Origin of the sequence: Nonomuraea sp. NPDC050022, from assembly GCF_044460705.1 — a bacterium.
Lineage (GTDB): Bacteria > Actinomycetota > Actinomycetes > Streptosporangiales > Streptosporangiaceae > Nonomuraea.
Map to the genome: position 1 here is coordinate 221,455 of NZ_JBITKE010000016.1, position 25,993 is coordinate 247,447.

Annotated in this window: 27 protein-coding genes; 19 read left to right on the forward strand and 8 right to left on the reverse strand. The window is 69.1% G+C overall.

Translation table 11 applies throughout. The annotated features are described in order from the left end of the window. The first annotated feature begins 75 nt into the window (after nt 1-75). The 8 genes from ACIBO2_RS49915 to ACIBO2_RS49950 all read left to right on the forward strand — a co-directional run bounded on the left by ACIBO2_RS49915 (nt 76) and on the right by ACIBO2_RS49950 (nt 6,109). Nucleotides 76-1,125 (forward strand): energy-coupling factor ABC transporter permease, encoded by a 1,050-nt coding sequence (locus ACIBO2_RS49915; RefSeq protein ID WP_397304636.1) that lies wholly within the window; start codon nt 76-78, stop codon nt 1,123-1,125. 30 nt (nt 1,126-1,155) lie between these two features. Beyond that, on the forward strand, nt 1,156-1,947 hold the full coding sequence (gene cbiQ, locus ACIBO2_RS49920; protein WP_358554622.1) for a cobalt ECF transporter T component CbiQ: 792 nt from the start codon (nt 1,156-1,158) through the stop codon (nt 1,945-1,947). Further along, nucleotides 1,944-2,705, forward strand: coding sequence for an ABC transporter ATP-binding protein (locus tag ACIBO2_RS49925; protein WP_358554625.1), 762 nt, complete (start codon nt 1,944-1,946; stop codon nt 2,703-2,705). The genes cbiQ and ACIBO2_RS49925 overlap by 4 nt, the downstream gene beginning before the upstream one ends. Nucleotides 2,706-2,815: 110 nt before the next feature. After that, nucleotides 2,816-3,154, forward strand: a complete 339-nt coding sequence (locus ACIBO2_RS49930; RefSeq protein WP_225294105.1) for an STAS domain-containing protein — start codon at nt 2,816-2,818, stop codon at nt 3,152-3,154. A gap of 48 nt (nt 3,155-3,202) precedes the next feature. Continuing rightward, on the forward strand, nt 3,203-3,976 hold the full coding sequence (locus ACIBO2_RS49935; RefSeq protein WP_358554628.1) for an SDR family NAD(P)-dependent oxidoreductase: 774 nt from the start codon (nt 3,203-3,205) through the stop codon (nt 3,974-3,976). A 6-nt stretch (nt 3,977-3,982) separates the two neighbouring features. After that, entirely contained in the window at nt 3,983-4,747 is a 765-nt protein-coding gene (locus ACIBO2_RS49940; RefSeq protein WP_358554631.1) for a crotonase/enoyl-CoA hydratase family protein, read from the forward strand. Between the two features lie 102 nt (nt 4,748-4,849). Next, entirely contained in the window at nt 4,850-5,464 is a 615-nt protein-coding gene (locus tag ACIBO2_RS49945; RefSeq protein WP_358554634.1) for a rhomboid family intramembrane serine protease, read from the forward strand. Between the two features lie 96 nt (nt 5,465-5,560). After that, nucleotides 5,561-6,109: an RNA polymerase sigma factor gene (locus tag ACIBO2_RS49950; protein WP_397304637.1), complete on the forward strand. Its 549-nt coding sequence runs from the start codon at nt 5,561-5,563 to the stop codon at nt 6,107-6,109. On the opposite strand, the gene ACIBO2_RS49955 is transcribed toward ACIBO2_RS49950, so the two are convergent. After that, the gene (locus tag ACIBO2_RS49955) at nt 6,092-7,321 is read right to left on the reverse strand and encodes an RNA-guided endonuclease InsQ/TnpB family protein (protein WP_397304638.1); all 1,230 of its coding nucleotides are present in this window, start codon (nt 7,319-7,321) and stop codon (nt 6,092-6,094) included. The two genes, ACIBO2_RS49950 and ACIBO2_RS49955, sit on opposite strands and share 18 nt — an antisense overlap. 137 nt (nt 7,322-7,458) lie before the next feature. Here ACIBO2_RS49955 and ACIBO2_RS49960 point away from each other — a divergent pair, with 137 nt between their 5' ends. Continuing rightward, complete coding sequence (locus ACIBO2_RS49960) at nt 7,459-8,376, forward strand: hypothetical protein (protein WP_364008354.1); 918 nt, start codon at nt 7,459-7,461, stop codon at nt 8,374-8,376. 145 nt (nt 8,377-8,521) lie between these two features. Further along, the gene (locus ACIBO2_RS49965; RefSeq protein WP_358554646.1) at nt 8,522-9,073 is read left to right on the forward strand and encodes an EF-hand domain-containing protein; all 552 of its coding nucleotides are present in this window, start codon (nt 8,522-8,524) and stop codon (nt 9,071-9,073) included. Between the two features lie 314 nt (nt 9,074-9,387). Here the strand turns inward: ACIBO2_RS49965 and ACIBO2_RS49970 are convergent, their stop codons facing one another. Continuing rightward, complete coding sequence (locus ACIBO2_RS49970; RefSeq protein ID WP_358554649.1) at nt 9,388-9,924, reverse strand: TIGR00645 family protein; 537 nt, start codon at nt 9,922-9,924, stop codon at nt 9,388-9,390. A gap of 133 nt (nt 9,925-10,057) precedes the next feature. On the opposite strand from ACIBO2_RS49970, the gene ACIBO2_RS49975 reads away from it, so the two are divergent. Beyond that, nucleotides 10,058-10,432 carry a BlaI/MecI/CopY family transcriptional regulator gene (locus ACIBO2_RS49975; protein ID WP_397304639.1) on the forward strand — a complete coding sequence of 125 codons (375 nt, stop codon included), beginning with the start codon at nt 10,058-10,060 and terminating at the stop codon, nt 10,430-10,432. A gap of 31 nt (nt 10,433-10,463) precedes the next feature. Here the strand turns inward: ACIBO2_RS49975 and serC are convergent, their stop codons facing one another. Then, complete coding sequence (gene serC, locus ACIBO2_RS49980) at nt 10,464-11,573, reverse strand: phosphoserine transaminase (RefSeq protein ID WP_397304640.1); 1,110 nt, start codon at nt 11,571-11,573, stop codon at nt 10,464-10,466. A gap of 128 nt (nt 11,574-11,701) precedes the next feature. Between serC and ACIBO2_RS49985 the strand changes: the two genes are divergently transcribed. Further along, complete coding sequence (locus ACIBO2_RS49985; protein ID WP_358554657.1) at nt 11,702-14,347, forward strand: ABC transporter substrate-binding protein; 2,646 nt, start codon at nt 11,702-11,704, stop codon at nt 14,345-14,347. Between the two features lie 71 nt (nt 14,348-14,418). Here ACIBO2_RS49985 and ACIBO2_RS49990 read toward each other — a convergent pair whose 3' ends face one another. Continuing rightward, nucleotides 14,419-15,525 (reverse strand): citrate synthase 2, encoded by a 1,107-nt coding sequence (locus tag ACIBO2_RS49990; protein ID WP_214643257.1) that lies wholly within the window; start codon nt 15,523-15,525, stop codon nt 14,419-14,421. A 176-nt stretch (nt 15,526-15,701) separates the two neighbouring features. On the opposite strand from ACIBO2_RS49990, the gene pdxH reads away from it, so the two are divergent. Together pdxH and ACIBO2_RS50000 are read left to right on the forward strand one after the other, a co-directional pair. Then, a complete protein-coding gene (pdxH, locus tag ACIBO2_RS49995) occupies nt 15,702-16,355 on the forward strand; it encodes a pyridoxamine 5'-phosphate oxidase (RefSeq protein WP_225294082.1) in 654 nt (217 codons plus the stop codon). 10 nt (nt 16,356-16,365) lie between these two features. Beyond that, nucleotides 16,366-17,634, forward strand: coding sequence for an MFS transporter (locus ACIBO2_RS50000; RefSeq protein WP_358554660.1), 1,269 nt, complete (start codon nt 16,366-16,368; stop codon nt 17,632-17,634). A gap of 31 nt (nt 17,635-17,665) precedes the next feature. On the opposite strand, the gene ACIBO2_RS50005 is transcribed toward ACIBO2_RS50000, so the two are convergent. After that, on the reverse strand, nt 17,666-18,283 hold the full coding sequence (locus ACIBO2_RS50005) for a UdgX family uracil-DNA binding protein (protein ID WP_357959821.1): 618 nt from the start codon (nt 18,281-18,283) through the stop codon (nt 17,666-17,668). 102 nt (nt 18,284-18,385) lie between these two features. Here ACIBO2_RS50005 and ACIBO2_RS50010 point away from each other — a divergent pair, with 102 nt between their 5' ends. From ACIBO2_RS50010 to ACIBO2_RS50020, 3 genes are all read left to right on the forward strand, one after another. Further along, nucleotides 18,386-19,090 carry a metal-dependent transcriptional regulator gene (locus ACIBO2_RS50010; RefSeq protein ID WP_358554663.1) on the forward strand — a complete coding sequence of 235 codons (705 nt, stop codon included), beginning with the start codon at nt 18,386-18,388 and terminating at the stop codon, nt 19,088-19,090. A gap of 123 nt (nt 19,091-19,213) precedes the next feature. Continuing rightward, complete coding sequence (locus ACIBO2_RS50015) at nt 19,214-21,433, forward strand: SpoIIE family protein phosphatase (RefSeq protein ID WP_357959827.1); 2,220 nt, start codon at nt 19,214-19,216, stop codon at nt 21,431-21,433. Between the two features lie 17 nt (nt 21,434-21,450). Then, on the forward strand, nt 21,451-22,227 hold the full coding sequence (locus tag ACIBO2_RS50020; RefSeq protein WP_358554666.1) for an alpha/beta fold hydrolase: 777 nt from the start codon (nt 21,451-21,453) through the stop codon (nt 22,225-22,227). Here ACIBO2_RS50020 and ACIBO2_RS50025 read toward each other — a convergent pair. Further along, nucleotides 22,224-22,592, reverse strand: coding sequence for a hypothetical protein (locus tag ACIBO2_RS50025; RefSeq protein ID WP_358554669.1), 369 nt, complete (start codon nt 22,590-22,592; stop codon nt 22,224-22,226). The two genes, ACIBO2_RS50020 and ACIBO2_RS50025, sit on opposite strands and share 4 nt — an antisense overlap. A 20-nt stretch (nt 22,593-22,612) precedes the next feature. Here ACIBO2_RS50025 and ACIBO2_RS50030 point away from each other — a divergent pair, with 20 nt between their 5' ends. Next, entirely contained in the window at nt 22,613-23,041 is a 429-nt protein-coding gene (locus tag ACIBO2_RS50030) for a MarR family winged helix-turn-helix transcriptional regulator (protein WP_397304641.1), read from the forward strand. Here ACIBO2_RS50030 and ACIBO2_RS50035 read toward each other — a convergent pair. Further along, the gene (locus ACIBO2_RS50035; protein ID WP_358554672.1) at nt 23,038-23,199 is read right to left on the reverse strand and encodes a hypothetical protein; all 162 of its coding nucleotides are present in this window, start codon (nt 23,197-23,199) and stop codon (nt 23,038-23,040) included. The two genes, ACIBO2_RS50030 and ACIBO2_RS50035, sit on opposite strands and share 4 nt — an antisense overlap. A 158-nt stretch (nt 23,200-23,357) precedes the next feature. Between ACIBO2_RS50035 and ACIBO2_RS50040 the strand changes: the two genes are divergently transcribed. After that, nucleotides 23,358-24,725: a S1 family peptidase gene (locus ACIBO2_RS50040; protein WP_358554675.1), complete on the forward strand. Its 1,368-nt coding sequence runs from the start codon at nt 23,358-23,360 to the stop codon at nt 24,723-24,725. A 51-nt stretch (nt 24,726-24,776) separates the two neighbouring features. Here ACIBO2_RS50040 and ACIBO2_RS50045 read toward each other — a convergent pair whose 3' ends face one another. Then, nucleotides 24,777-25,922, reverse strand: coding sequence for an acyl-CoA dehydrogenase family protein (locus ACIBO2_RS50045; RefSeq protein ID WP_358554678.1), 1,146 nt, complete (start codon nt 25,920-25,922; stop codon nt 24,777-24,779). Between the last annotated feature and the right edge of the window lie 71 nt (nt 25,923-25,993).

Below are 25,993 nucleotides of genomic sequence, written 5' to 3' on the forward strand. Positions count from 1 at the left end.
TGCCATCTATGTGCAGGTGCAAGACGATGTCCTAAAGTAGGCGTATTGCAACACCGCTTGACGAAGGGCTTTGCCGTGCACGTACCCGATGGCTTCTTCGACGCGGCCGTATCCGTGTCCGCCGGCGCGGTCGCCGCCGCCGGGCTGGCGGTCTGCCTGCGCGGCGCGCGCCGCGAGCTCGACGACCGGACCGCGCCCATGGCCGGGCTGGTGGCCGCGTTCATCTTCGCCGTCCAGATGCTCAACTTCCCCGTCGCCGCGGGCACCAGCGGGCATCTGCTGGGCGGGGCGCTGGCCGCGATCCTCGTGGGGCCCTATACGGGCGTGCTCTGTATGGCCGTGGTCCTGCTGGTGCAGTGCGTGTTCTTCGCCGACGGCGGCCTCACGGCGCTGGGCATCAACATCACGATCATGGGCATCGTCACCGTACTGGTCGGATGGGGCGTCTTCCGGCTGGTCGCGCGGCTCGCCAAGGGCAGGGGCGGCGTGACGGTGGCCGCCTTCCTCGCCGCGCTGGTCTCCGTGCCGTCTGCGGCCCTGGTGTTCTCGGCGCTGTTCTGGGTCGGCGGCACCGCGCCGATCGAGGTCTCCGCGGTGGCGGCCGCGATGGGCGGCGTGCACGTGCTGATCGGCATCGGCGAAGGCGTCATCACGGCCCTGACCGTCGGCGCGGTGCTGGCCGTCCGGCCGGACCTGGTGTACGGCGCGCGCGGGCTGAGCACGCCCCTCGTACTGAGGGGCGCTGAGGACGCGACCGCAGGGGCGACTGTGGGGACGACCGCGGGAACGACGGTCACGGTGGGCGCCGCCGAGGAGCCGGTGCCCGCCGCCCGCGGCCCGTTGCGGGCGTTCCTGCTCGGTGGCCTCGGCCTGACGCTGGTGTTGGCCGGGATCGTGTCCTTCTTCGCCTCCTCCAATCCCGACGGTCTGGAGGCGGTCGCCGAGAACCATGGATTCCTCGACCAGGCCACCCACCACGTGTTCGGCTCGTGGGCGCTGGCCGACTACGGTGATGTGGGCGGCATCCCTGTGGGTGTCGCCGGGATCATCGGAGTCGGGCTCGTGCTGCTCATCGCCGGGGGCGTCGCCTATGCCGCCCGTGGCCGGGAGAGGGCCCGGGTCTGAGGCGAGTGAACGAGAGACGGTGAGTGTCGGGTGGGCGCGGGGCACCATCATCAGCTCTACCTGGCAGGGGACTCGGTCGTGCACCGGCTCCCGCCGCAGTGCAAGCTGCTGGCCGTCGCCGCCTTCGCGATCGTGGTGGTGGCGACGCCGAGGGAGCGGTTCTGGGCCTTCGGGCTCTACGCGGTCCTGCTCGCGGGCGTCGCGCTGGCCGCCAGGGTGCCGCTGACGTACGTGCTGCGGCGGATGGTGGTCGAGCTGCCCTTCGTGCTGTTCGCCTTCCTCATCCCGGTGATCGGGCTGGGGGAGCGGACGAGCGTGCTGGGCGTCTCGCTGAGCGTGGCCGGGCTCTGGGCCGGGTGGAACATCCTGGCCAAGGCGACGCTGGGGGTGGTCGCCTCGATCCTGCTCGCGGCCACCACCGAGCCGCGGGTCATCCTCATCGGTGCCCAGCGGCTCCGGCTGCCCAGCCTGCTGGTGCAGATCGCCATGTTCATGCTCCGCTACATGGACGTGATCATGGATGAGATGCGGCGGATGCGGGTCGCGCGGGAGTCTCGTGGCTTCGAAGCCCGAAATTTCCGGCACATCCCGGTGATCGCGCGCTCGGCGGGTGCCCTGTTCATCCGCTCGTACGAACGGGGTGAGCGGGTACACCTCGCGATGCTCAGCCGCGGCTATTCCGGACGGATGCCGATGATGGACGAAATTTCGGGATCCGTTGGGCAATGGGCCACGGCCCTCGCTCTGCCAGGCGTCGCCCTGGCCGTACTAGGCCTGTCCGCCGTACAAGGCCTGTCAGCCGTACAAGGACTGTCACTGTGAACTCTCCGGCCGTCAACTCCCTCGAAGTCAACCGGCTCGCCTACGCCTACCCCGACGGGACGCAGGCCCTGTTCGGCGTGGACTTCACGATCCGGCGCGGCGAGCGCGTCGCGCTGCTCGGCCCCAACGGCGCCGGCAAGACCACCCTCGTCATGCACCTGAACGGCATCCTCACGGCCGGGCACGGCTCGGTGAGCGTGGCGGGCACACCGGTGCGCAAGGACACGCTCAAGGAGATCAGGCAGCGCGTCGGCCTGGTCTTCCAGGACCCGGACGACCAGCTCTTCATGCCCACGGTCAGGGACGACGTCGCCTTCGGCCCGGCCAACTCGGGCGTGTCGGGCGCGGAGCTGGAACACGCGGTCAAGGGCGCGCTGGAGCGGGTCGGCATGCTGGAGGTCATCGACCGGCCGCCGCACCACCTGTCGTTCGGCCAGCGCCGGCGGGTGGCCGTGGCGACCGTGCTGGCGATGGAGCCGGAGATTCTGGTGCTCGACGAGCCGTCCTCCAACCTCGACCCGGCCGCCCGCAGGGAGCTGGCCGAGGTCCTGCGCTCGCTCGACGTGACCGTGCTCATGGTCACCCACGACCTGCCGTACGCGCTGGAGCTCTGCGAACGCTCGCTGATCCTCTCCGACGGCGTGATCGTCGCGGACGGGCCCACCCGCGAGTTGCTCGCCGACGCCGAACTGCTCGCTCGCCACCGCCTGGAGCTCCCATACGGCTTCGCCATCCCCGCGCCGGCGGAGCATGGCTGATCCAGGAAGGTCATTTTCCTGTTTCGGGCCTCACATACGGATGATCCGAGTTTGTGCATGCCCGGTACCCGGGGATGTCGAAGTACAGTGGCTCATCGAGGAGGGGCCAAATGAAGCTGCGGCTTGCGCGACATGCCCTTGGCGATGCCGTGGTGGTGGCCGTTGAGGGTGAGCTGGACCTGTTCACGGCGCCGTTCCTCCGCGACGAGGTGCGAGACGCCATCAAACAGGATGGCGCCTGGCTGGTGCTCGATCTCCAGCAGCTGTCGTTCATGGACTCCAGCGGGCTGTCGGTGCTCATCGAGGCATGGCGGCTGGCCACGGGAGAGGGCGGCGGCGTGTCATTGGCCGGGCCGCAGGCCCCGGTGGCCCGCATCCTGCGCACGACCGGGCTCGACCGGCGGATCAAGGTATATTCCGATGTCGACACGGCCGTAGGCGAGATTTAACCCACCCCGAGTAGAACTTCATTCGGTTGGCGGGTTAGGGTCCGGGTTATGGACGTGAACGGATCTGCAGCAATCATCTCCGGCGGGGCCAGCGGCCTCGGCGAGGCGACGGCCCGCGAGCTCGCGGCCCACGGCGCCACGGTGGTCATCGCCGACCTCAACGAGGAACGCGGCAAGAGCATCGCCGACGAGCTCGGTGGGGTCTTCGCCCGGACCGACGTGACGGACGACGAGCAGGTACAAACGGCGGTCGACGCGGCCGTCGCCACCGGCAAGCCGCTGCGCGTGGTCGTCAACAGCGCGGGCATCGGCTGGGCCGAGCGCACCGTCAACCGTGAGGGCGCCCCGCACAACCCCGCCTCCTTCCGCAAGGTCATCGAGGTCAACCTGATCGGCACGTTCAACCTCATGCGCATCGGCGCGGCGGCCATCGCCAAGACCGAGCCGGTGGACGCCGACGGGCAGCGGGGCGTGGTCATCAACACCGCCTCCGTCGCGGCGCTGGAGGGCCAGACGGGGCAGCTGGCCTACTCGGCCTCCAAGGGCGGCATCGTGGGCATGACCGTGCCCGCCGCGCGTGACCTGGCGGCCATCGGCGTACGGGTGAACACCATCTGCCCGGGGATCATCGACACCCCGATCTACGGCTTCTCGCCCAACTCCGAGGAGTTCAAGGCCAAGCTGGTGGCGCCGGTGGTGTTCCCGAAGCGTATGGGGCGGCCCGGCGAGTTCGCGCACCTGATCAGGTCCCTGATCGAGAACGACTACATGAACGCCGAGGTCGTCCGCTTCGACGGCGGCATCCGCTTCCAGCCCAAGTGAGGTCACGTGTCTGACGAAGTGCTCGTCGAAGAGTCCGACGGCGTCGCCGTGATCACGATCAACCGGCCCGCCGCGCGCAACGCCATCAACGGCGCGGTGGCCCGTGGCATCGCGGCAGCCGTCGACACGCTGGAGGCTCGCCCCGACATTTCCGCCTACGTCCTGACCGGGGCGGGTGGCTACTTCTCGGCGGGCATGGACCTCAAGGGCTTCCTGTCCGGCGACTTCCCCGTGGTCGAGGGCCGCGGCTTTGGCGGCCTGACCGAGTCGCCGCCCAAGAAGCCGATCGTGGCGGCGGTCGAGGGCTACGCGCTCGCGGGCGGCTTCGAGCTCGCGCTGTCGTGCGATGTGATCGTGGCGTCGTCGGAGTCCACCTTCGGCCTGCCGGAGCCCAGGCGGGGCCTTGTGGCGGGCGCGGGCGGCATCATGCGGCTGCCGCGCCGGATCCCGTACCACGTCGCCATGGAGATCGCCCTGACCGGCGCTCACTACCCGGCCTCGCGCCTGTACGAGCTGGGGCTGGTCAACCGGATCACCCCGGCGGGCGAGGCGCTGGAGGGGGCGCTGGAGCTGGCTCGCAAGATCGCCGCCAACGCCCCGCTGGCCCTCGCGGCGACCAAGAAAGTGATCATCGAGTCGCAGGACTGGTCGCTGGAGGAGATGTTCGCCAAGCAGGGCGGCATCATCAGCCCGGTGTTCAGCTCGAAGGACGCGATGGAGGGCGCGGCGGCCTTCGCCGAGAAGCGCGCCCCCCAGTGGAAGGGCGAGTAGTCCTTTTCCCGACCCCCTCCCCTTTTTGGGAGGGGGTTTCTTAGCGCGCGCATAACTTCTTCTGCGTACGGTAAAGAAGGAAAGGTCTAGCGGGAGGGGCGCATGAGCGACTATTCGAGGTCCGCGTACGAGTCGGCCAAGCGTGGCGCGGGCACCCTCCTCGCCGGCGCCCTGAGCGCGACCTTCGTCATGGTCGTGATGCTCGCCGTGATGTGGGCCGTCGAGGTCGTCGACTACACGACGAACGGCAGCCTGGACCGCGAGTTCGGCATCGTCGGCTGGGACCCCTCGGGACTCGTGGGCATCTTCTTCGCCCCGTTCCTGCATGTGGGCTTCGGGCATCTGATGGCCAACTCGCTGCCGCTGCTGATCCTGGGGTTCTTGGCGGCGTTGCGCGGGCTCGGCCGGTTCTTCGCGGCGAGCCTGCTGATCATCGTGATCGGCGGTATCGGCACCTGGTTCACCAGCCCCGACACGATCACGGTGGGCGCGAGCGGCCTGGTGTTCGGATATTTCGGGTACGTCCTGGCGCGCGGGATATTCGACCGGCGCGTGTTCGACATCGTCATCGGGATCGGCGTGGGCATCGCCTACTACTCGATCCTGTGGGGCCTGCTGCCCAACCAGCAGGGCATCTCGTGGCAGGGCCACCTGTTCGGCCTGGTGGGCGGCGTCGTCGCCGCCTGGCTGCTGCGCCGCAAGCGCGAAGTGGTGTAGACCCGCGCTCAACTCAGGGTGAAATGCCAGTAGGGCCTCAGACATGTAAGGGGTGTCCGTAACCCCCGCATGAGGAGGCCACCATGGGAACCGCCGGTGGATGACGACCGAAGACACCGGTTCGAGGCCGTGTATGCCCAGACATACGAGCCGATTCTCGGATACGCCCTGCGTCGCTGTGATTCTCCCGAGGACGCGGCGGACGCGGTCGCCGAGACGTTCGCCATCGCCTGGCGCCACGTCGACGCCCTGCCGCCCCATGCGGAGGCCAGGCTCTGGCTGTACGGCATCGCCAGGAATGTCTTGGCCAACCAGCGGCGCGGCCAGGTCAGGCGGTGGTCCAGAAGCGTGGAGCTCAACACCGACATCGCCGACCTCTACTCCCACTCGCCCGAAGGCAGCGTCGAGCTGGGCGCGATCGCGCAGGCGTTCAAGGAGCTGCACGAGGACGATCGCGAGCTGCTGTCGCTGGTCGCCTGGGAAGGGCTGGACCACGCCCAGCTCGCCAAGGTCCTCGACTGCTCACGCAACGCCGTACGCATCCGGCTCCATCGCGCGCGCAAGCGCTTGTCCAAGGCTTTGGCCGGCGCGGGCGTCTCCGTCAACCGTCTCCCCGTGGAGTCCAGATCAACTACCACCGGCTGAATCCGGTGGTTTGCTCTCACGGTCCCGTCTGGCTGAAGGGAGGCCGGTAGCGTGTGGCTGGTTGATAACAGCCCAGCCCGCTATGCCGCGTGTGGCGATGTTGCGGGCTGCGATGTGGTCGGCGTGCCCAGCGAGGCCACACCTGGTGCAGACGAACCGGCCCCGCGCCGGCCGATTCGCCCTGCTGACGTGCCCGCAGTCCGGACATGCCTGCGAGGTGTAGGCGGGGTCGACCAGCACGAAGGCGACTCCGGCGCGGGCGGCCTTGTAGCGGGTGAAGGCGATCTGCTGGGCGAACGCCCAGCCGTGCAGGGTGCGCCGCTGGAACCGATGAGCCCTTACCCGCCCGCGGATACCCTGGGGATCCTCCAGGGCGACGCCACGGCCGGTGCGTTCGGCTTCACGCACCACAAACTTCGACATTTGATGGTTGAGGTCGGTCATCATCCGTCGCTCACGCCCGGACAGACGGCGCAGCACCCGCCGCGCCGCAGAAGTCCCCTTCTTCTGCAACCGGCGGCGTTGACGGTGGCGCCGCTCCCACAGGGTGCGGACGTGGCCGTTACCGCCGACCGGCCCCGGCAGCGCGGGGCCGGGCAGCACCGCACCATCGGAGGTGACCGCCAGGTTCGCCACGCCTTGATCCACCCCCACAAAGCCGTGAACCGGCTCACCCACCACCGGCTTCGGCAGGGTGACCGCGACCTGCAGCAGCCACACCCCGCGCCGGCAGACCAGGTCAGCCTCCCCCATCGGCAGCGTGTCGATGGCTTTGAGGTCGTCTGGGCGGCCGGTGTAGGGGATGGTGACGCGGCCGGTGGGGGTCCACAGCGACACCGTGCGGGCGTCACGGTTGAAGCTCATCAGCCGGGCGTCGTACGGGATGGCGCCGTGCGGCCGGAAGATGTGCGCATGTTTCTTGCTGGCGCGCCGGTTGGCGTAGGCGCCGGCGACCCGGGCGATCGCCCGCACGGCCGCTTGCGCGCCCAGCCCGGCCAGTTGCGAACGCACCTCGTAGTAGGCCAGCCGGTGCAACTCCACCACGGCGAAGACGCGATGCTGCCAGGCCAGGCGGGAGACGACGGTGGCCGCCTGATTACACAACAGCACCGCCGCCGCCAGCGCCTCAGCCTGCCCCGGAGTAGGCGTGAGGCGCAGCCGCACGATCGTGGGCAGGCCGTGCCGTTTGGTGGCGGAGCGGCGGATCGCCATCGTGCACCTCCTGTCACAGCGGCCTCACTCACCGCACACATTACCGAACGTGACCGAGTCTTTCCATACTGTTTTCGAGAGGAGGGGTGGCGCTACCTCCCGGACCTGAAGGACCGGGTCTCCGCGCCACCATTCAGATGAACGAGTTGAGCGAACCGGCCAGTGAACTCGCCAGGATCAGCGAACTCGCCAGGGTCAACGATGAGCAGTTGGCCGGCCAGGCGTCCGGTGCGGGGGCCCGTGCGCTGCTGGCGGCCATCGTCGAGGAGAAGCCAGGCACGGCAGCCGCAACCGTCGGGCGCCGGGCGCCGAGATCGCGCCGCGCCCGCCGCCTGCTCGTGGGGCTGGCCGCCACCGCCGCGCTCGCCACCGCCGTCGTCATGGGGCCGGTCCTGCTGGAGCGGAACGCGGGCACCGCCAGCTCGTACGCGAACGCCGCCATCGACATCGAGCTGCGAGGCGACGAGTACATCGCCAGGATCAAGGACCCGTTCGCCGACCATGCCCTGTACGCCGAGGCGTTCCAGGCGATAGGCCTCCACATCGGCCTGGAGCCGATCCCCGCCTCACCGACCCAGGTGGGCGCAATCGTGCGCTACGGATTCGCCGGAACCACCATGGCCGACAGGCTCGGTGGTGGCCTGGAGCCGGCCGGCTGCGCGCTGGGCCACGACGGCTGCTTCCTCACCGTCACAGTGAGCAAGGGGTTCAACGGCCGGGGCGTCTTCTACCTGGGCCGGCCGGCCAAACCCGGCGAGAAGTACCAGGCCTTCGGGGATGCCGGTAGGAAGGGCGAAATGCTCGAAGGCTACGACGCCGATGGGCGGACCGTGGGCAAGGTCGCGGCCGAGGCGCGCCGGCGAGGGCTGCGGGTGGTCTTCCGGATCATCGAGCCGAACCCGGACGGCAACGGCTTCGGCATGAACCCGGCGAAGCAGTTGGCCAAGGTCGGCGACCACTGGTACGTCTGGGCCGCCGAGCCCGAGCAGGACGGCACGGTGAGGCTGCTGGTCACGGAGAAACACCTCCCGAAGAACCCGGTAACTGGTAAGTAGAGCGCCTGCTACTCGACCCTGTAGGGCCTGCTGCCGGGCGCTCACCCTGACCTGACCGGCATGATCGACACCCGGCCACATCTCGACACACGAGACACTCCGTAGTGGAATGATTACGTAAAGTTTCCACGAAGGGAGCCACCCCGTGTCGAATCCTCTGGCCGAAGCCAACCTCAGGGCCGCGTTCGCCGTCATCGACGTCAACGGCAGCGGATATCTCGAGGCCGCCGACTTCGAGCGCTTGGGCGATCGGATGTGCGCCGCGCTCGCGCCCGACCCGGACACGCCCTCGCACGCGAAGCTGCGGGCGGCCTACCGGGTGTGGTGGGAGCAGATCCGCCGCGCCGACACCGACGAGGACGGCCGGGTGAGCTGCGACGAGTACGTCGCCCTCGTACAGGCGGGCGCGGCGGAGGATCCCCACTACTACGACAACGGTCTGCGGCCCGTCGCCGACGCGGTGTTCGACGCCGTCGACGCCGACGCGAACGGCTCGATCTCCCGGCCGGAGCTCGCCCGCCTGTATGCGGCGGTCGGCGAGTCCGCCGAGACGTCCAACGGCTTCTTCGACCGCATCGACACCGACGGCGACGGGCGCATCTCCCGCGAGGAGTACACGGCCGCCCTGCGGGGCATGTACGCGCCCGGATCGGCCGATGACGCGAGCGCGTGGGTGCTGGGCGGCCGCGACCGGTGAGCCCGGCCAGACCCTGACGCTCATGGTGGCCGGCGCGGAGTCAAGGAACGCCCGCCGGACATCCCGGCCCCGGAGGGGTGTCCCCTCCTAGCGGCCACTGCCACGACGGACCGGCTTCTTCCACTGCCCCGAAAGGGGCATCCCCAAGGGGACCTCAGCCACGACGGACCGGCTTCTTTCTCCCCCCCCCCCCCCGAAGGGGGGATCCCTCCCAAAGAACCCCAGCCACGACGGACCGGATCCTCCTCCCCCCAAGGGGGATCCCACCGAAAGGACCCCAGTCACCACGGACCGTCACAGGGACCGAGACGGCACTAGGAGCTGTGCACCCGCTCGGCCGGAGACGAGGACAGCAGGCGATCAATCAGCGCCAGCCCGATGGCCGACAGGACGAAGGCCAGGTGGATGATCGTCTGCCACATCATCTTGCTGTCCGGGATCGTCTGGGCCTTGATGAACGTCTGCAGCAGGTGCACAGACGAGATGCCCACGATGGCCGTGGCCAGCTTGACCTTGAGGACGTTCGCGTTGACGTGGGACAGCCACTCCGGCTCGTCGGGGTGCTCGTTGAGGTTGATGCGCGAGACGAACGTCTCATAGCCCCCGACGATGACCATGATGAGCAGGTTGGAGATCATCACCACGTCGATGAGGCCCAGCACCGACAGCATGACCGTGACTTCCATGTCGGTGTCGCCACCATGGAGAGCGCTTTCGATCAGGTGCCAGAGCTCGACCATGAACTGCCAGACGTACACCCCCTGGGCCACGATGAGCCCCAGGTAGAGGGGGACCTGCAGCCAGCGGCTGGCGAACATCAGGTAGCCCAGGCCATTGGGCCGCCTGCTCATACTCATCCGGTATAACCCCTGTCACATGAGGATATGTCGCCACAACTGGGCGGAAAGGGAGATCAGCCCTGGTCGCGCGCGGGCCTTTTAGGGAAGAATGTTTCCTAACTCACCGAGCCGGAGGGTTGGTCTGTTGGCGAACCTGGGATCCCTGGAGCGCGCGATCATGGACGTGCTGTGGGACGCGGGTAAGCCGATGCGGGTGCGCGAGCTGCTCGCCACGCTCAACGAGGCGCGCGAGCTCGCCTACACCACGGTGCAGACCGTCGCCGAACGGCTGGTGAAGAAGGGGCTGCTCGTCCGCACGCCGTACCGTAACGCCTTCAAGTACGCGGCCGCCTACTCCAGGGACGAGCACGTCACGCGGCTCATGCTGGAGGCGCTGGCGGCCAGCACCGACCGGCTGCCGGTGCTGGCGAGGTTCGCGCAGAGCGTCGAGGAGGAGGACGCCCTGGCCCTGCTGGACGAGCTGTCGCGCCGGACGGGTCAAAAACGCTCAACCACGTAACGGGTCAGAACCACGTAACCGGCGCGACGGGTCAAAGACGCTCGACCACGTAGTCGACGCAGACCGTCAGCGCCTCGACGTCGGCCGGGTCGATGGCCGGGAACATCGCCACGCGCAGCTGGTTGCGGCCGAGCTTGCGGTAGGGCTCGGTGTCGACGATGCCGTTGGCGCGTAGCGCCTTGGCCACGGCCGCCGCGTCCACGTCGTCGGAGAAGTCGATCGTGCCGACCACCTGCGAGCGGAACTCGGGAGCCGCGAACGGCGTGGTGTAGGAGGTCTTGTCGGCCCAGGTGTAGAGGCGCTGGGCGGAGTCGGCGGTGCGGGCGGTGGTCCAGGCCAGGCCGCCGTTGCCGTTCATCCAGTCGAGCTGGTCGGCCAGCAGGAACAGCGTCGCCACCGACGGGGTGTTGTAGGTCTGGTCCTTGCTGGAGTTGTCGATCGCCACCGGCAGGCTGAAGAACTCCGGCACGTAGCGGTCGGTGGCGGCGATCTCCTCGACCCTGGCCAGGGCGCGCGGCGACATGAGCGCGATCCACAGGCCGCCGTCGGAGGCGAAGCTCTTCTGCGGGGCGAAGTAGTAGACGTCGGTCTCGTCGATGGACACCGGCAGGCCGCCCGCACCGGAGGTGGCGTCGACGAGCACCAGGGAATCATCGGAGCCGACCCGCTCGATCGGCATGGCCACGCCGGTCGAGGTCTCGTTGTGGGTGAGCGCGTAGACGTCGATGCCGTCCTCGGCCACCGCGGCCGGGTAGGTGCCCACCTCCGACTTGATCACCGTCGGCTCGCCGAGCCAGGGAGCCTTCTTGGCGACGGTGGCGAACTTCGAGGAGAACTCGCCGAACGACAGGTGCTGCGACCGCTCCCGGATGAGCCCGAAGGAGGCGATGTCCCAGAACGCGGTGGTGCCGCCGTTGCCCAGCACGACCTGGTAGCCCTCGGGGAGCGCGAACAGGTCGGTGAGGCCGGCGCGTACGCGGCCGACCAGGTTCTTGACCGGCTTCTGGCGGTGTGAAGTGCCCATGACGCTCGCGCCGGAGGCGGCGAGCGCGGCCAGTTGCTCGGTGCGAACCTTCGAGGGCCCGCAGCCGAAGCGGCCGTCGACGGGCTTGATGTCAGCGGGAATCACGATGTCAGCCACCTGACCAAGGGTACTTACCCGAGGAGCTTGCCTGGACCCGGGTCCGGATCCTGAGAAATGATGAACCATTTCCCTCGATCATTCGTTGGACCAGCAACACGGGGTGAGGTCCGGCTGGAGGAGTCCGGGTGGCCGATCTGCGGAGTGTCGTCGAAGCGTTGATTCGCCGGCCGGTGTTCTGGCGGGCCGACCCGCCGTTGCCCACGGTGCTCGTGACGGGCCCTGAGGCGCTCGCCGCGGCCAAGCTGCTCGCCGAGCCGTTCCAGGACTCCGTGCCCTACGCCCACGTCAAGGAGGGCGCGCACAAGTCGATCCAGGAGCTGGTGGAGGCTCTGGCGGGGGAGCAGGGCGAGCTGGGCAACCCGGTGGGCGGGTCGCTGCTGCCGCCGCCGCGCTTCCCACTGGCGCGGTTCGTGCTGTGGGCGAGGAAGCAGCGGCACCTGCCGCCGCCGGGCAACAAGTCCGAGGGCTGGCTGCCGGCTCCGGGCACGCACACGGGCTACCGGATGTTCAAGGAACGGCTCAAGGATTGGCAGCGGAGCAGCCGCGACAGCGACCGGGGGCGCAGGACCTCTGCCGACTTCCTGGCGCGCGCCGCGACGACCTGGGTGCCGGTCGGCACGCTGGCCGTCTGGTGGTTCAACGGTCCCGCCGATCTCGTCGGCCTCGCTCCGTGGGTGCTCGGCCTGTTGGTGGCCGCGCTCGGCACCACCGGCCAGGCCTTCTTCTCGATCAGGGGGACACTGTTCACTGGCTGGCTCCGCAATCAGCCGTATATACGGCGGGATCCGTTCGAGGGGCCCGCCAAGTACGCGCTACGCCTGGCCAATGCCAAGGGCGCGGATGACGACGCGGATGTCAAGCGTGACGACACGGACGTCGAACGGTTATTGGTCCACGCGCTGATGCGCGACCTCCGCGAGGCGTACAAGAAGTGGATCATCCCGTGGCCGAGCTGGGGCAGGGGGCTGTACGCCCTGCTGCTGATCGAGGTCGTCGATCCCGACGGGGTCAACGCGCGGTTCCTGCGGCTGGTGGAGGAGACCACCAGGACGACCGGGTTGCTGCCGCCGATGGTCGTGCTGGCGGCCGTGTCCTCCGTCCCGCCCGGACCGCCGATCGGGACCGCGGAGCTGGGCCAGTTGCCCGAGGTCGTCGGGCGGTGGCGGGCCGCGGCCCGGTTCCGCGTCCCTGACCTGAGGATCGGCATCCGGGCCACGGACATGCCCGCCGTCGGGGAGTACCCGCCGGTGCTGCCGCGCAGGAAGCGGGCCCTGGCCTATTGGACGGCCATAGGGCTGCTGCTGGTCCTGCCGTTCGCCCTGGTCTTCTGGGTGCAGCGGGACAGGGCCGCGCACTGCGGCGGCCTGCAATGGGCGGAGCGGAGCGGCACCGAGTGCGTCGGCATCGTGAACGCCACCGGCGCCACGCCGAACGACCTCTTCGACGGTGCCGTGAAGGACCTGGTCAAGAAGATCGACGCGAACAACGCCTACGCCATCGGCTCGGGACGGTACGTCAGCGTGGTCCTGTTCGGCGAATTCTCGATCACGAAGACGGAGGCGAACGACACCCGGCTGTCGACCGCCCTGTCCGAGCTGGAGGCGGTGGAGGAGCAGCAGCGGACCGCCAGCACCACGCCCCGGCTGCAGGTGCTGATCGCCAACGCCGGCGACAACTTCCGCCACGGCCGCCGGACGGCGCAGCTCATCACCGAGCTCGCCGCGCGGGACCCGCACGTGGTGGGCGTGATCGGCCTGCCGCGCAGCGTGGAGGGCGTCAGCCAGGCGATCGAGGAGTTGCACCTGGCGAAGATCCCGATGGTGGCGACCACGGCGACGGCGGACCGGATCGGCTACGTCGGCGACTCCGCCGACGGCAAGCGGCCCGGCCAGCCGTCCCCCTACTACTTCCAGGTGGGGCCGACCAACTTCCGTGAGGCGACGCTGGGCGCGCGGTTCGCCCGGCGCATGCTGCTCGCGGACGTGGACAAGCCGTCCGCGGTCATCGTCCAGGACGAATCGATCACCGACCAGTACACGAAGAACTTGGCCGACGACTTCGGGACGGCGCTGAAGGCGCAGGGCATCACGGTCAAGGAGCCGAAGGACTACAACGTCGAGTCGGGCGGCATCCAGGAGGCCGCTGTGGCGGCCTGTGGCCTCAAACCGGACGTGTTCCTCTATGCCGGGCGGGCTTCGGAGTTCCTCGGCTTCCTGACCTCAATAGAGGGCAGCGGCTGCAAGGACGCGAAGGTGCTCGCGGGCGACGACGTCGTCAGGGCGATGGCCGACCACGCGGGTGAGATCGCCCACATGAAGCAGATGGAGGTCTACTACGTGGCGCTGGCGCACCGGGCGCTGTGGAACCAGAGCGCCACCAAGCAGACCGCGTTCATCAGCGGCCTGCTCGCGGGCGCGCACCCGAAGTCCTCCGACGACAATCTCATCCTCACCTTCGACGCGGCCAACGTGCTCTACCAGGCGGCCAGTACCGCCTACCGGGCCGGAGCGCAGGAGGGCGGCGGCCTGCCCAGCCGGGGCGACATCCTGTACCGGCTGACCCGGCGGGTCTGGAACGGCTCCAGCGGGAAGATCGACTTCGGCTCCGCCGATCTGCACGCCCCGGTCGACAAGGCTTTCGCGATCATGAAGGTGGACGTGGCGCGAGCGGGCAACCCGAAGCCGGTCGTCCGCTGCGGCTCGCTGGACGCCACCGAGCCGCCCCCGAAGGACGCCGTGTGCGCCGGCCTGCCCGACACCGCGCCCCAATGAAGCCCGGATGAAATGAAAGTACGGCTGCCGCGTCGAAACGCGGCAGCCGTACGAACAGCGGGATCGAGACGTCAGATGGTGCCGACGACCTCGGAGGCGCCGGGAACGTCGCTGAGGGGACGCGACGCCGGGCCGATGTACTTGGCGCTCGGGCGGACCAGGCGGCCCGTGAGCTTCTGCTCCAGGATGTGCGCGGCCCAACCGGCCGTACGGGCGCAGGTGAACATCGAGGTGAACATGTGCGAGGGCACCTCGGCGAAGTCCAGCACCACGGCCGCCCAGTACTCGACGTTCGTGGCGAGCACCCGGTCGGGCTTGCGCGCGTGCAGTTCCTCCAGCGCGGCCTGCTCCAGAGCGGCGGCGACCTCGTAACGGGGCGCGTTGAGCTCCTTCGCGGTACGGCGCAGCACCCGCGCGCGCGGGTCCTCGGCACGGTAGACGCGATGGCCGAAGCCCATCAGCCGGCTGCCCTTGTCGAGCTCGCTCTGCACGTACTTCTTGGCGTCGCCCAGGTGCTCGACGCCTTCGATCATGTGCAGCACCCGGGCCGGAGCACCGCCGTGCAGCGGGCCGGACATGGCGCCGACGGCACCGGAGAGCGCGGCGGCCACGTCGGCGCCGGTGGAGGCGATGACCCTGGCGGTGAACGTGGAGGCGTTCATGCCGTGCTCGGCGGCCGAGGTCCAGTAAGCGTCGATGGCCTTGACGTGGTTGGGGTCGGGCTCGCCACGCCAGCGGACCATGAACCGCTCGACGATGGTCTTGGCCTCGTCGACGCGGCTCTGCGGCACCATCGGCAGGCCGAGGCCGCGCGCCGACTGCGCCACGAAGGACAGCGCCATCACGGAGGCGCGCGCGAGCTGGTCGCGGGCCTCCTCGTCACTGATGTCGAGGAGCGCCTTGAAGCCGTAGGCCGGGGCCAGCATGGCCAGCGCGCTCTGTACGTCTACGCGGATGTCACCTGAGTGGACAGGAATGGGGTACGGCTCCGCCGGGGGCAGGCCCGGCTGGAACTTGTTGTCGACCAGCAGGCCCCAGACGTGCCCGAAGGGGACACGGCCGACCAACTCCTCGATGTCGACACCCCGGTAGCGAAGGGCGCCCCCTTCTTTGTCCGGTTCCGCGATCTCGGTCTCGAAAGCTACAACGCCCTCGAGGCCGGGTTTGAAGTCGGACATTCTCGGCCGCCTCCCTTTCTTGCCATGTTGCGGCAATGCCTTGATGTCGAGATACCGGCGGGTCAATTTAACCCCCTACCCGCCCGTGGTCGGTCTCCGGACCCGCCGGAACGCGAAAGCCGCTGGTAGGGAGTGTTGTGTGGGATCTGCCACCAAGCGCGCAAGAATACCGTCTCGTGGATGCCACCTCGCGCCCGCCCGCGCTGGCGGGGCTTCGCCGTACGTATGAGGGCGAGCCGCTGCTCGAAGCCGATCTCTCCGCCGATCCGATCACCCAATTCGCCACCTGGTTCCAGGAGGCGCTCACGGCCGGCCTGCCGGAACCGAACGCCATGGTGCTGGCCACGGCCTCGGCCGGCGGCCGGCCGAGCGCCAGGACCGTTCTGCTGAAGGGCTATGACGAGCAGGGGTTCGTCTTCTACACCAACTACGAGTCGCGCAAGGGCCGCGACCTGGCCGAGAACGCCCGCGCGTCGCTGCTGTTCCCCTGGCACCCGATCCGCCGCCAGGTGCGGATCGAGGGCACGGTCGTACGGCTCTCGCACGAGGAGTCGGCCGACTACTTCAACTCCAGGCCGTACGGCTCGCGGATCGGGGCCTGGGCCTCTCGCCAGTCCGCGGTCGTGCGGTCCAGGGAGGAGCTGGACGCCCGATACGACGAGCTCGCCGCCCGATGGCCGGAGCATCCGCCCGTGCCCGACTTCTGGGGTGGGTTCCGGGTCAGCCCGCTGGAAGTGGAGTTCTGGCAGGGGCAGCTTGACAGGATGCATGACAGGCTGCGCTACCGGCGAACCCGCCCCGGATGGGTTCTGGAGAGGCTTGCCCCTTAATGTGCCTAAAGTGGCAATCGGGGAGCTGGTCAAGCGTCATCTCATAGACATACGGCCGCTGGGCGTTCCCACCTATAGGCGTCTCTGGTCCGGTCAGGCCATCGCCAACATCGGCATCGGCGTGACCGTCGTCGCGGTCAGCAAGCAGGTTTGGGACCTCACCCAGTCCTCTTTCTGGGTCGGCCTGCTGGGTCTGGCCAACCTGCTCCCGCTCATGGTGTTCGGGCTGTGGGGCGGGGCGTTCGCCGACGCGGTCGACCGGCGCCGGCTGCTGATCACCAGCTCGCTCATCTCCTGGGGCGCGACGCTCTTCATCCTGGCCCAGGCCCTCCTCGGCCTGGGCAACGTCTACCTGCTGCTGCTCGCCGCGGCCGTGAGCGCCACCGGGTTCGCGATGACCTCGCCCGCCCGCGGCGCGATCATCCCGAGGATCCTGCCCGCCGAGCTGGTGCCCGCCGCCAACGCGCTCAACTCGCTGGTGTTCGGGTTCGGCGCGATCATCGGGCCGATGATCGCGGGCGTGCTGCTGGCCTGGCAGGGCTACGCGCTGGCGTACGGGATCGACGCGGTGCTCTTCACGGCCAGCTTGTACGCGGCGATCCGGCTGCCCCGGCTGCTCCCCATGGGCGAGATCCAGCGGCCCGGCTGGCGCTCGGTGATCGACGGCCTGCGCTACATCGCGACCGGGCCGGTCCTGCTGATGTCGTTCGTCGTGGACATCATCGCGATGGTGTTCGCGCTGCCCAGGGCGCTGATCCCGCAGGCCGTGTCCGAGCGCTTCGACGGCTCGCCGATCGCGCTCGGCTGGCTGTCGGCCGGCATGGCCATCGGCGCGGTGCTCGGCGCGCTCGGCTCCGGCTGGGTGGGCCGGGTACGCCGCCAGGGGGTGGCGCTGACGGTCACGATCGCGCTCTGGGGGCTCAGCGTGGCCGCGGCCGGGTTAGCCCAGCAGCTCTGGCTCATGGTCGTGCTGATGGCTGTTGGGGGCGTGGCCGACATGGTCTCGTCGGTCTGGCGGCAGTCCATCCTGCAGCTGCACGCTCCCGACGAGATGCGCGGGCGGATGCAGGGGGCGTTCATGGTCGTCGTGGCGGGCGGGCCGCGCCTGGGCGACCTGCGGGCCGGGGTGACCGCCGTGTGGTTCGGGCTGACGTGGGCGTGGGTGGGCGGCGGGCTGGCGTGCGCCGTCGCGGTCCTGATCGTCGGCCTGTCGGTGCCGAGCTTCCGGAACTACCGGGCCGGTTCGCCGACGGTCAGCCGACAGTCAGCCGACGGTTAGCCGTACGCGCGGCTCGGGCGGTGCCCATGGATCAGGCGGTGCGCGCGGCCACCTTGAGATCGGCGAGGAAGCCCGCGTACGCCTCGTCCCGGTCAGGAGCCCGCAGCACAGCCGACGGGTGGATCGTGGCGACCGCCAGCGCCTCGCCCAGCGGGACCGGCTCGCCGCGCTGCCTCGTCACCCGGAAGTCCTTGCCGAGCAGCGCCCGCGCGGCGGTCGCGCCGAGCACCACGACCACCTTCGGATGGACCACGGCCAGCTCGGAGGCCAGCCAGGGGTGGCAGGCGTCGATCTCGGCGGCCGTCGGCTTCTGGTGGATGCGCCTCTTGCCCCTGAGCGTGAAGGAGAAGTGCTTGACGGCATTCGTCACGTAGACGTCGTCGCGCTCGATGCCCGCCTCCTCCAGCCCTCGATCCAGCACGCGCCCCGCGGGGCCGACGAACGGCGCGCCCTGGCGGTCCTCCTGGTCCCCAGGTTCCTCACCGACCAGCATGAACCGCGCGCCGGCCGGGCCCTCGCCGAACACGGTCTGGGTGGCGTTCCTGAACAGGTCGCAGCCCTGACACCCGGCCGCGGCCCGCCGCAGCGCGGCGAGATCGAGGCGGTCGGGAAGGAACCGGGCTGCCCCGGTGTTGTCGTCCATCACCATGGTCGCTCGTTCTCCCCATAGGGTTCCCGTGTGACTTCTGTGCCCGTCGCCGACGGGTCCAGTCCATGCCCTGACCGGCGTAGCATTCAGTTGGGAGGAGCCTTGACCGCACACGGCCTGATCGACACCACGGAGATGTACCTCCGCACGATTTTCGAGCTCGAGGAGGAGGGCATCGTCCCGTTGCGCGCGCGCATCGCGGAGCGGCTCCAGCAGAGCGGTCCCACCGTGAGCCAGACTGTGGCCCGGATGGAGCGCGACGGCCTGGTCCGCGTCGAAGGTGACCGCCACCTGTCGATGACCGACCTCGGGCGCACCCTGGCCACGCGCGTGATGCGCAAGCACCGGCTCGCGGAGTGCCTGCTGACCGAGGTGATCGGCCTGCCCTGGGAAGACGTGCACATCGAGGCGTGCCGCTGGGAGCACGTGATGTCCGAGTCCGTGGAGACCCGGCTGGTGACGCTGCTCGACAACCCGACGGTCTGCCCGCACGGCAACCCGATTCCCGGGCTGGGCGAGCTGGGCGCCAGAGAGCCCATAGAGGGTGGCCCCAGCCTCTTGACGTCCATGTCCGACCTCGCCGGACCAAGAGATATACCCGTGGTCGTGCGGCGAATTAGCGAACAAGTGCAAAGCGATCCTGCTGTGATGCTTAAACTCAAGCAAGTTGGGATACAACCCGGACGCGAGGTGACGCTCGCGGCGAGCGACGACGGTGTGCGGGTGACAGGTGACGGTGACGCGAACGACACTCTCGCGGAGCTTCCGCGTGACGTTGCCGCGCATGTTTTCGTCTCCAGGCGCTGACTCGCCCGCTACTCCTTGGTTGAATCCCTATTGGGAGGCCCTCCACTCCCGGCCGGTCGACGCTGTTGCAGGAGTGCCCGTGGTTCGCATTGCGCACATGCCCTCCCTAGGAGTGGTCTCCGGATGAAGCGTTGGGGGGATGTGTCCCAGGAAGAGGCTGATCATCTGGCGGCTGAATCCGTGCTTGATCATGCCGAGATGGCGGTCGTGGTGACCGACCGTTTCAGCAATCTCCTCTATTGGAACCCGTTCGCCGAGAAGCTCTTCGGCCGCCCGTCGAAGTCGTCACGTGACACCTCGATGCTGTCGCTGGGCATCATGGAGAAGGACCACCCGCTCGCCATCGAGCTCACCAAGCATGTGCTCAAGGGCGGCGTGTGGGAGGGCACCTTCGACGTACGGCGGGGTGACGGCACGATCGTCTACGTCCGCGCCCAGGCCGTGCCGTTGCGCCACCCCTCGGGGTCGGTGACCGGCATCGTCGTCACCGCCCGCGAGGCGCTGCGCAGCAACGAGCGGGAGAAGGACCGCTTCGGCCTGCTGGAGCGCATCGGCGAGCGGCTGGCCGGCTCTCTTTACGTCGAGGAGACGCTCAAGCGGGTGGCCGAGATGCTCGTCCCGCAGTTCGCCGACCACTGCTTCATCGAGTTGATGGAGGGCGACCGGCTGGTCCGGCGGGTCTCGCAGCACGTACAGGGCTGGAGCCCACCGGCCGGCACCTGGAAGCCCGTGGGCGCGGAGATCCGCTACCCCGCCTCCCACTACGCCGACACCGCGCTGCGCCGCCAGGAGACCATCCTCGTCGAGGACTTCGCCGTCAGCAGCTTCCCGTCGCCGAGCGAGGGCAGCGCCAAGCTGTGCGGCGAGGTCGGCATGACCTCCGCCATCGTGGCCCCCTTGTGCGTACGCGGCGAGACGCTCGGCCTGATGTACCTCGGGCTGTCCAACCTGACCGACCGCCGCAGCCCCCACTACGACGCCTTCGACCGCGACTTCGTCGGCGCCATCGCCACCCGGGTCGCGCTCGCGATCGACAACGCGCTGCTGTTCGAGGAGGAGCGGCACACCGCCGAGTCCTTCCAGAAGCACCTGCTGCCGCGCGCGCTGCCCCAGCTCGACGGCCTGCAGATCGCGGTGCGCTACTACCCGGCGGCGCCGCTCGCCTCCCACGGCCAGGGCATCCAGACCCAGGTCGGCGGCGACTGGTACGACGTGATCCCGCTGTCGGCCGGTCGCGTCGGCATCGTCATCGGCGACGTGGAGGGCCGGGGCGCCAAGGCCGCGGCCATCATGGGCCAGCTCAGGGCGGCGCTGCGGGCCTTCGCGCAGGACGACAAGTCACCGGCCGACATCCTGGCCAGGCTCGACGAGTGGACCCGCATCATCGCCACTCCCGAGAAGGACGACAGCGGCGCCGACATCAGCGTCCCGCCGATCGTGACCTGCCAATACCTCGTCTACGACGCCTGGTCGCGGCAGCTGTCGTTCGCCAACGCCGGGCACGCGCCGCCGTTGCTGCTCGTCGACGGCCAGTGCGTCGAGCTCGACATCGAGGAGGTCGGCCAGCCGTTGGGCGTACGCGCCAAGGGCCTGCACGCCGACCTCGTCTACAAGGAGGAGACGCGCACGCTGCCGCCCGGCGCGGCGCTGCTCCTCTACACCGACGGCCTGGTCGACCGCCGCCCCGGCCGTGACGGCCGGATGCCGAGCGACGAGGAGACGCTGGGCGTCCTGTGCGAGAAGCTGGCGAAGATGGCCGACGCCGAGGTGGAGCGGGTGGCCGACGCGGCGACCGTCGCGGTGCCCGGCGAGATCGACGACGACATGGCGATCCTGGTGGTCCGGTCGAGCGAGTCGGACCTCGACGTCGAGGAGCGGACGTTCCCGGCCCAGCCGATCATGGTAGGCGAGGCGCGCCGGATGGCCTCCGAGGCGTTCGGCGGCTGGAACGTCCCCGAGGAGCGCGCCGAGCTGGCCTGCCTGCTCGTCTCCGAGGTCGTCACCAACGTGGTGCTCCACGCGGCCCACGGAAGCGTGCCGCGTAGGGAGCTGGTCGTCGAGGGGCCGCCGCTGCCGTTCGAGGAGTCGTGGGACGTGCCCGGCTTCGAGGACGAAGTGGTGAGCGACAAGGAGTTCACGCTGCGGCTGCGCAGAGGCGAGGAGTCGGTCTGGGTCGAGGTGTTCGACCAGGACCTGCGCCTGCCGCGGATCCGCAGCGCGGGGGAGAACGACGAGGGCGGACGGGGCCTTTACCTGGTGGACCAACTCGCCAGGCGCTGGGGGTCGAGACCCACCAGGGAAGGCAAAGCGGTCTGGTTCGAGATTCCCACCCGTAGCCGCTGAGTGATTGGCTCGAAGCCATGGACCTGGCCTTCGAACGACGCGGCACCGGCGAGCCACTGATCCTCCTGCACGGCATCGGGCACCACTGGCAGGCATGGCTGCCGGTCATGGACCGCCTCGCCGCCTCGCGTACTGTCATCGCCGTCGACCTGCCCGGCTTCGGCGTCTCACCCGGCCTGCCCGACGGCACGCCGTACACCGCGGAGTCGCTCGCCGACGCGGTCGAGTCGTTCTGCGCGCTGCTCGGCGTGCGCGAGCCGCACGTCGCGGGCAACTCCCTCGGCGGCTACATCGCGCTGGAGCTGGCCTCGCGCGGCGTGGTCCGCACCGCCACCGCGCTGTCGCCCGCGGGTTTCTGGTCGCGCTCCGAGCTGCTGTACTGCCGGTCGGTGCTGCGCGCGCTGCGGGCCACGGCCAGGGCGCTGCCGCCGGAGCAGGCCATCGGGCTCGCCGAGAACCCCCTCGGCCGGGCCCTGTCGGCCGGGCTCCTGGTGGCCCATCCGTCCCGGCTGTCGCCGACGGCGCTGATCGCCGCCACCCAGGCGCTGGGCGGTGCGCCCGGCTTCGACGAGACGCTGGAGGCGTTCGCCGGAGTGATGCCGCCCGCGCCGCCCAAGTCGCCCATCACGATCGCCTGGGGCGAGCACGACCGGCTGCTGCCGCGCCGCCAGGCCGTACGCGCCGCCAGGTGGTCGGGGCAGCGGGTCAAGCTGCTCAAGGGCTGCGGTCACGTGCCGATGAGCGACGATCCGGGGCTGGTGGCCCAGGTGCTGCTGGAGGGCAGCGGAGGTTAGGCGGCCTCCAGATTGGCGGCCATCTGGTTCAGGACCGCGAGGGTGGTCTGGAAGTCCTGCGTGCTCACGCCCTGGATGGCGAGTTGCCTGAACTCGGCCACGCGATCGAGGACCGCCGCGTGGGCCGTCTTGCCCTCCTCGGTGAGGGCGGTGCCGGTGATCCATCCCTTGGCGGTCAGCTCGCGCACCGCGTCGCCGACGCCGTCGAACGCCTTCAGCGCCTCGTACGGGTCGTCGCCCTCGGACACGGCGTTGAGTGCCTGCCATTGGCGGCGCGAGAGGTCATGGTCGTGGAGGGCGCGGGCCATCGTGTCCTCAAGGAGGGTGTGGACATGCTTGAGGAGGAAGCCGATTCTTCGGTTCATGGATGTATAATAGCAACTATATGTACGATGACAATGAAATTGCCGCAGTCGAGCGCGCGATGGTCGCCATCAGGCGCAGGCAGAGCAGGCGCGCGCTGGCGCGGCTGCAGGGCGCGCCGGGTCCGGAGTTCGAGGTGCTCGACGTGATCGAGTCCGCGAGCGCGCCCGCCACCGTCTCCACGGTGGCCGAGGCGCTCTCGGTCGACCAGCCGAGGGCGAGCAGGCTGGTGGCGGCGGCCGTCGCGGCCGGCCTGGTCGAGCGGCGGGCGGACCAGGCCGACGGGCGACGGGCGCTGCTCGTGCTGACCGACGGCGGCCGGATCGCACTGGAGCAGGCGCATCGTGGCAGGCAGGCGGCGTTCGCCGAGGCGATGACGGGATGGTCGGACGCGGAGCGCGCGGAGTTCGCGCGGCTCCTCACCCGCTTCGTCGAAGGGCTGCCCGGCTAGCGGACCGTCTGCCCATAGATGAGCAGCATGACGATGACGAAGACGATCATCACCCCGACGTAGCCCACCGGCCCCAGGCGTATCGCACGCCGCACGCGGTTGAGGCCCCAGGCGAACAGCAACGCCAGGAAAACCAGCAGGATCAGGCCGCCGTACATGCTGACCAGTATGCGGTGTCGGGGCGCTTCGCGTGTGGTTCACCGGCTGCTGATCTTGACATGAGTCTGACGATCCGGAACCCTGGGCGATCTTTGATCGCCCTTCACCGAGGAAGACAACCGTGCACTTATCACGTGGTCAACAGTGGATCCGCGTCATGGCAGTGGCCGCCCTCGTGGTCACCCCCCTTGCCGGAGCGAATGCCCCAGCCGCGGCGGCCGACGACACGATCGTCCTGCCCCTGGAGACCCAGCCCCAGATCAAGCGTCCCACCCTGGACGGCATCAAGCGCGCGGCCGCGAACCAGCGCGGCACTCTTGAGGCGGCCGTCGAGGCGTACGTGGCCGAGACCGCCGCCACCTCACCCACGGCTTGGGCGAACCAGCCCGACGGCAGAGCGAGCATCCCCGACGTCATGGTCGACGACCTGTCAGCGGTAGAGCTGGACGACCTCGCGGCCCTCGCCAAGGACACCGGGACCGGCTTCGCCGAGACGATCGATCGGCATGGTTGGACGTCGGCCTACCGGAAGGTCGCGGCCGAGCTGGAGGAGGCGTTCCCGCAGGAGTTCTCCGGCGCGGTCCGGGCCGAGGACGGCTCCAGCGCGTGGTTCGGTTTCAAGGACGCGATCCCCGAGCAGGCGGTCGCGCTCGCCAAGACGCTTCCCGCAGAGGTGCGGCTGGTCGGCGGGCGCGGCTTCTCGGAGGCGGAGCTGGCGACGGCTTCGGAGAACGCGCACGAGGCCGCGATGGCGGACCCGGCGGTCGCGGGGGCGAGCACGTACTACGAGATCGAGACCGGCGTGATCCATGTCTCCGCGGAACTGCGGGAGACGGGGATGCCGCAGGCCGAGCGGGACGCCGTACGCGACCGGCTCGCGTCCGCACGGACTCTCAGCACGGGCATGAAGGTCGAGGTCGAGGTCTCTTCCCTGCCGGCCTCGGTCCCGCAGGACGATTACCTCCGCGGTGGCGGCTACCTGACCGGATGCACCGCGGGGTTCAACCTCAAGTACGTCACCTCCAGCACCAAGCGGATCGGCACGGCCGGGCACTGCGGTTCCACCGAGTTCAGCACGTACAAGAATCACAGTGCCGACGGCGGATCGACGGGCGTCATGGAAATCTGGTCCCATCAGGGGAAGTGGGGCGACATCGGGTATTACGACACCGGCGGCTTTACGCCCACGCGCACCTTCTACTACGACTTCAGCAAGAAGCGTTACGCCGACTCCCGTTCAGGCATGCCGGCGGTCGGTGACACGGCCTGCAAGTTCGGCAAGATCAGCGGGCGCGTGTGCACCAGCGTGCGCTACCGCAACGTCTCGGTCAACTCGCTGCGGCACATGGTCGTCTCGAACTCGACCGACTGCGCCAGCGGCGACAGCGGTGGCCCCTGGTATCACGGTGGCATGGCCATGGGCATCCACCAGGGCCTGATTCGCAAGTCCGGTGACACCTATCGGTGCTCGTTCACGCCGGCGTACCTGTACCAGAACAGAAACTACGACGTCTGGCAACGCTGACCACGGACGCATGACGCCCTCCTCGGTCGGAGGGCGTCGTGCGTCCGGGTTCTAGAACCCGAAGGACCTTCCGATGATCTCCTTCATGATCTCGGTGGTGCCGCCGTAGATGCTCTGGACGCGGCTGTCGATCCATGCCTTGGCGACCGGGTACTCCATCATGTAGCCGTAGCCGCCGTGCAACTGGAGGCAGCGGTCGATGACCTTGTTCTGGAGCTCGGTGGTCCACCACTTGGCCTTGGCGGCGTCGACCACGGTCAGCTCCTTGGCGTTGAGCGCCCGGACGCACTTGTCCACGTAGTGGCGGGCGATCTCCGTCTCGGTGGCCAGCTCCGCCAGGACGAACCGGGTGTTCTGGAAGGACCCGATATTTCGTCCGAAAGCCTGACGGGACTTGCAGTACTCGATGGTCTGCTCCAGCACCGTCTCCGCCGCCGCGACCGCCGCCACCGCGATGGACAGCCGCTCCTGCGGCAGGTTGTTCATGAGCTGGAAGAAGCCCTGGCCCTCTTCGGCGCCGAGCCGGTTGGCCACGGGGACGCGGACGTTCTCGAAGAACAGCTCGGCCGTGTCCTGCGCCTTCATCCCGATCTTGTCGAGATTGCGACCCCGCCCGAACCCCTCCATGCCCCGCTCGACGACCAGCAGCGTGGTGCCGCGCGCCCCGCCCGCGGGATCGGTCTTGGCGACCACCACGACGAGGTCGGCGTTGATCCCGTTCGTGATGAACGTCTTCTGCCCGTTGACCAGGTAGTGATCGCCGTCAAGGACCGCGGTCGTCCTGACCCCCTGCAGGTCGCTCCCGGCGCCCGGCTCGGTCATCCCGATCGCCGTGATGAGCTCGCCGCTGACGAACCCGGGCAGCCAGCGCCGCTTCTGCTCCTCGTCCGTCAGATCGACGAGGTACGGCGCCATGATGTCGTTGTGCAGCCCGAACCCGAGCCCTGACGCGCCATGCCGGATGATCTCCTCGACGATGACCGCGTTGAACCGGAAGTCGGTGACACCGGCTCCGCCGTACTCCTCGGGGACGGAGAACCCGAACAGGCCGATCTCTCCGGCCTTCTTCCACACATCACGCGGGACGATGCCGTCCTTCTCCCACTGGCCGTGGTGTGGCACGACTTCACGGGCCATGAACTCGCGCACGGTCTCCTGGAAGAGCAGGTGCTCCTCGTCGAAGAGGTCTCGCCGCATCAGTCGCCTCCAAGTGGGGGTGGTCGTGCTGGACAGAATACGATTCTGTTGCCGGTTTGCGGGGGCGGACA

Bases quoted from the DNA above. Each gene is read 5' to 3' on its own strand.
- ACIBO2_RS49930 (WP_225294105.1), top strand. From the start codon at position 2,816: ATGAAGCTGCGGCTTGCGCGACATGCCCTTGGCGATGCCGTGGTGGTG.
- ACIBO2_RS49935 (WP_358554628.1), top strand. From the start codon at position 3,203: ATGGACGTGAACGGATCTGCAGCAATCATCTCCGGCGGGGCCAGCGGC.
- ACIBO2_RS49945 (WP_358554634.1), top strand. From the start codon at position 4,850: ATGAGCGACTATTCGAGGTCCGCGTACGAGTCGGCCAAGCGTGGCGCG.
- ACIBO2_RS49955 (WP_397304638.1), bottom strand. From the start codon at position 7,321: ATGGCGATCCGCCGCTCCGCCACCAAACGGCACGGCCTGCCCACGATC.
- ACIBO2_RS49960 (WP_364008354.1), top strand. From the start codon at position 7,459: ATGAACGAGTTGAGCGAACCGGCCAGTGAACTCGCCAGGATCAGCGAA.
- ACIBO2_RS49970 (WP_358554649.1), bottom strand. From the start codon at position 9,924: ATGAGCAGGCGGCCCAATGGCCTGGGCTACCTGATGTTCGCCAGCCGC.
- ACIBO2_RS49990 (WP_214643257.1), bottom strand. From the start codon at position 15,525: ATGTCCGACTTCAAACCCGGCCTCGAGGGCGTTGTAGCTTTCGAGACC.
- ACIBO2_RS50005 (WP_357959821.1), bottom strand. From the start codon at position 18,283: ATGGTGATGGACGACAACACCGGGGCAGCCCGGTTCCTTCCCGACCGC.
- ACIBO2_RS50015 (WP_357959827.1), top strand. From the start codon at position 19,214: ATGAAGCGTTGGGGGGATGTGTCCCAGGAAGAGGCTGATCATCTGGCG.
- ACIBO2_RS50020 (WP_358554666.1), top strand. From the start codon at position 21,451: ATGGACCTGGCCTTCGAACGACGCGGCACCGGCGAGCCACTGATCCTC.
- ACIBO2_RS50025 (WP_358554669.1), bottom strand. From the start codon at position 22,592: ATGAACCGAAGAATCGGCTTCCTCCTCAAGCATGTCCACACCCTCCTT.
- ACIBO2_RS50030 (WP_397304641.1), top strand. From the start codon at position 22,613: ATGTACGATGACAATGAAATTGCCGCAGTCGAGCGCGCGATGGTCGCC.
- ACIBO2_RS50035 (WP_358554672.1), bottom strand. From the start codon at position 23,199: ATGTACGGCGGCCTGATCCTGCTGGTTTTCCTGGCGTTGCTGTTCGCC.
- ACIBO2_RS50040 (WP_358554675.1), top strand. From the start codon at position 23,358: ATGGCAGTGGCCGCCCTCGTGGTCACCCCCCTTGCCGGAGCGAATGCC.
- ACIBO2_RS50045 (WP_358554678.1), bottom strand. From the start codon at position 25,922: ATGCGGCGAGACCTCTTCGACGAGGAGCACCTGCTCTTCCAGGAGACC.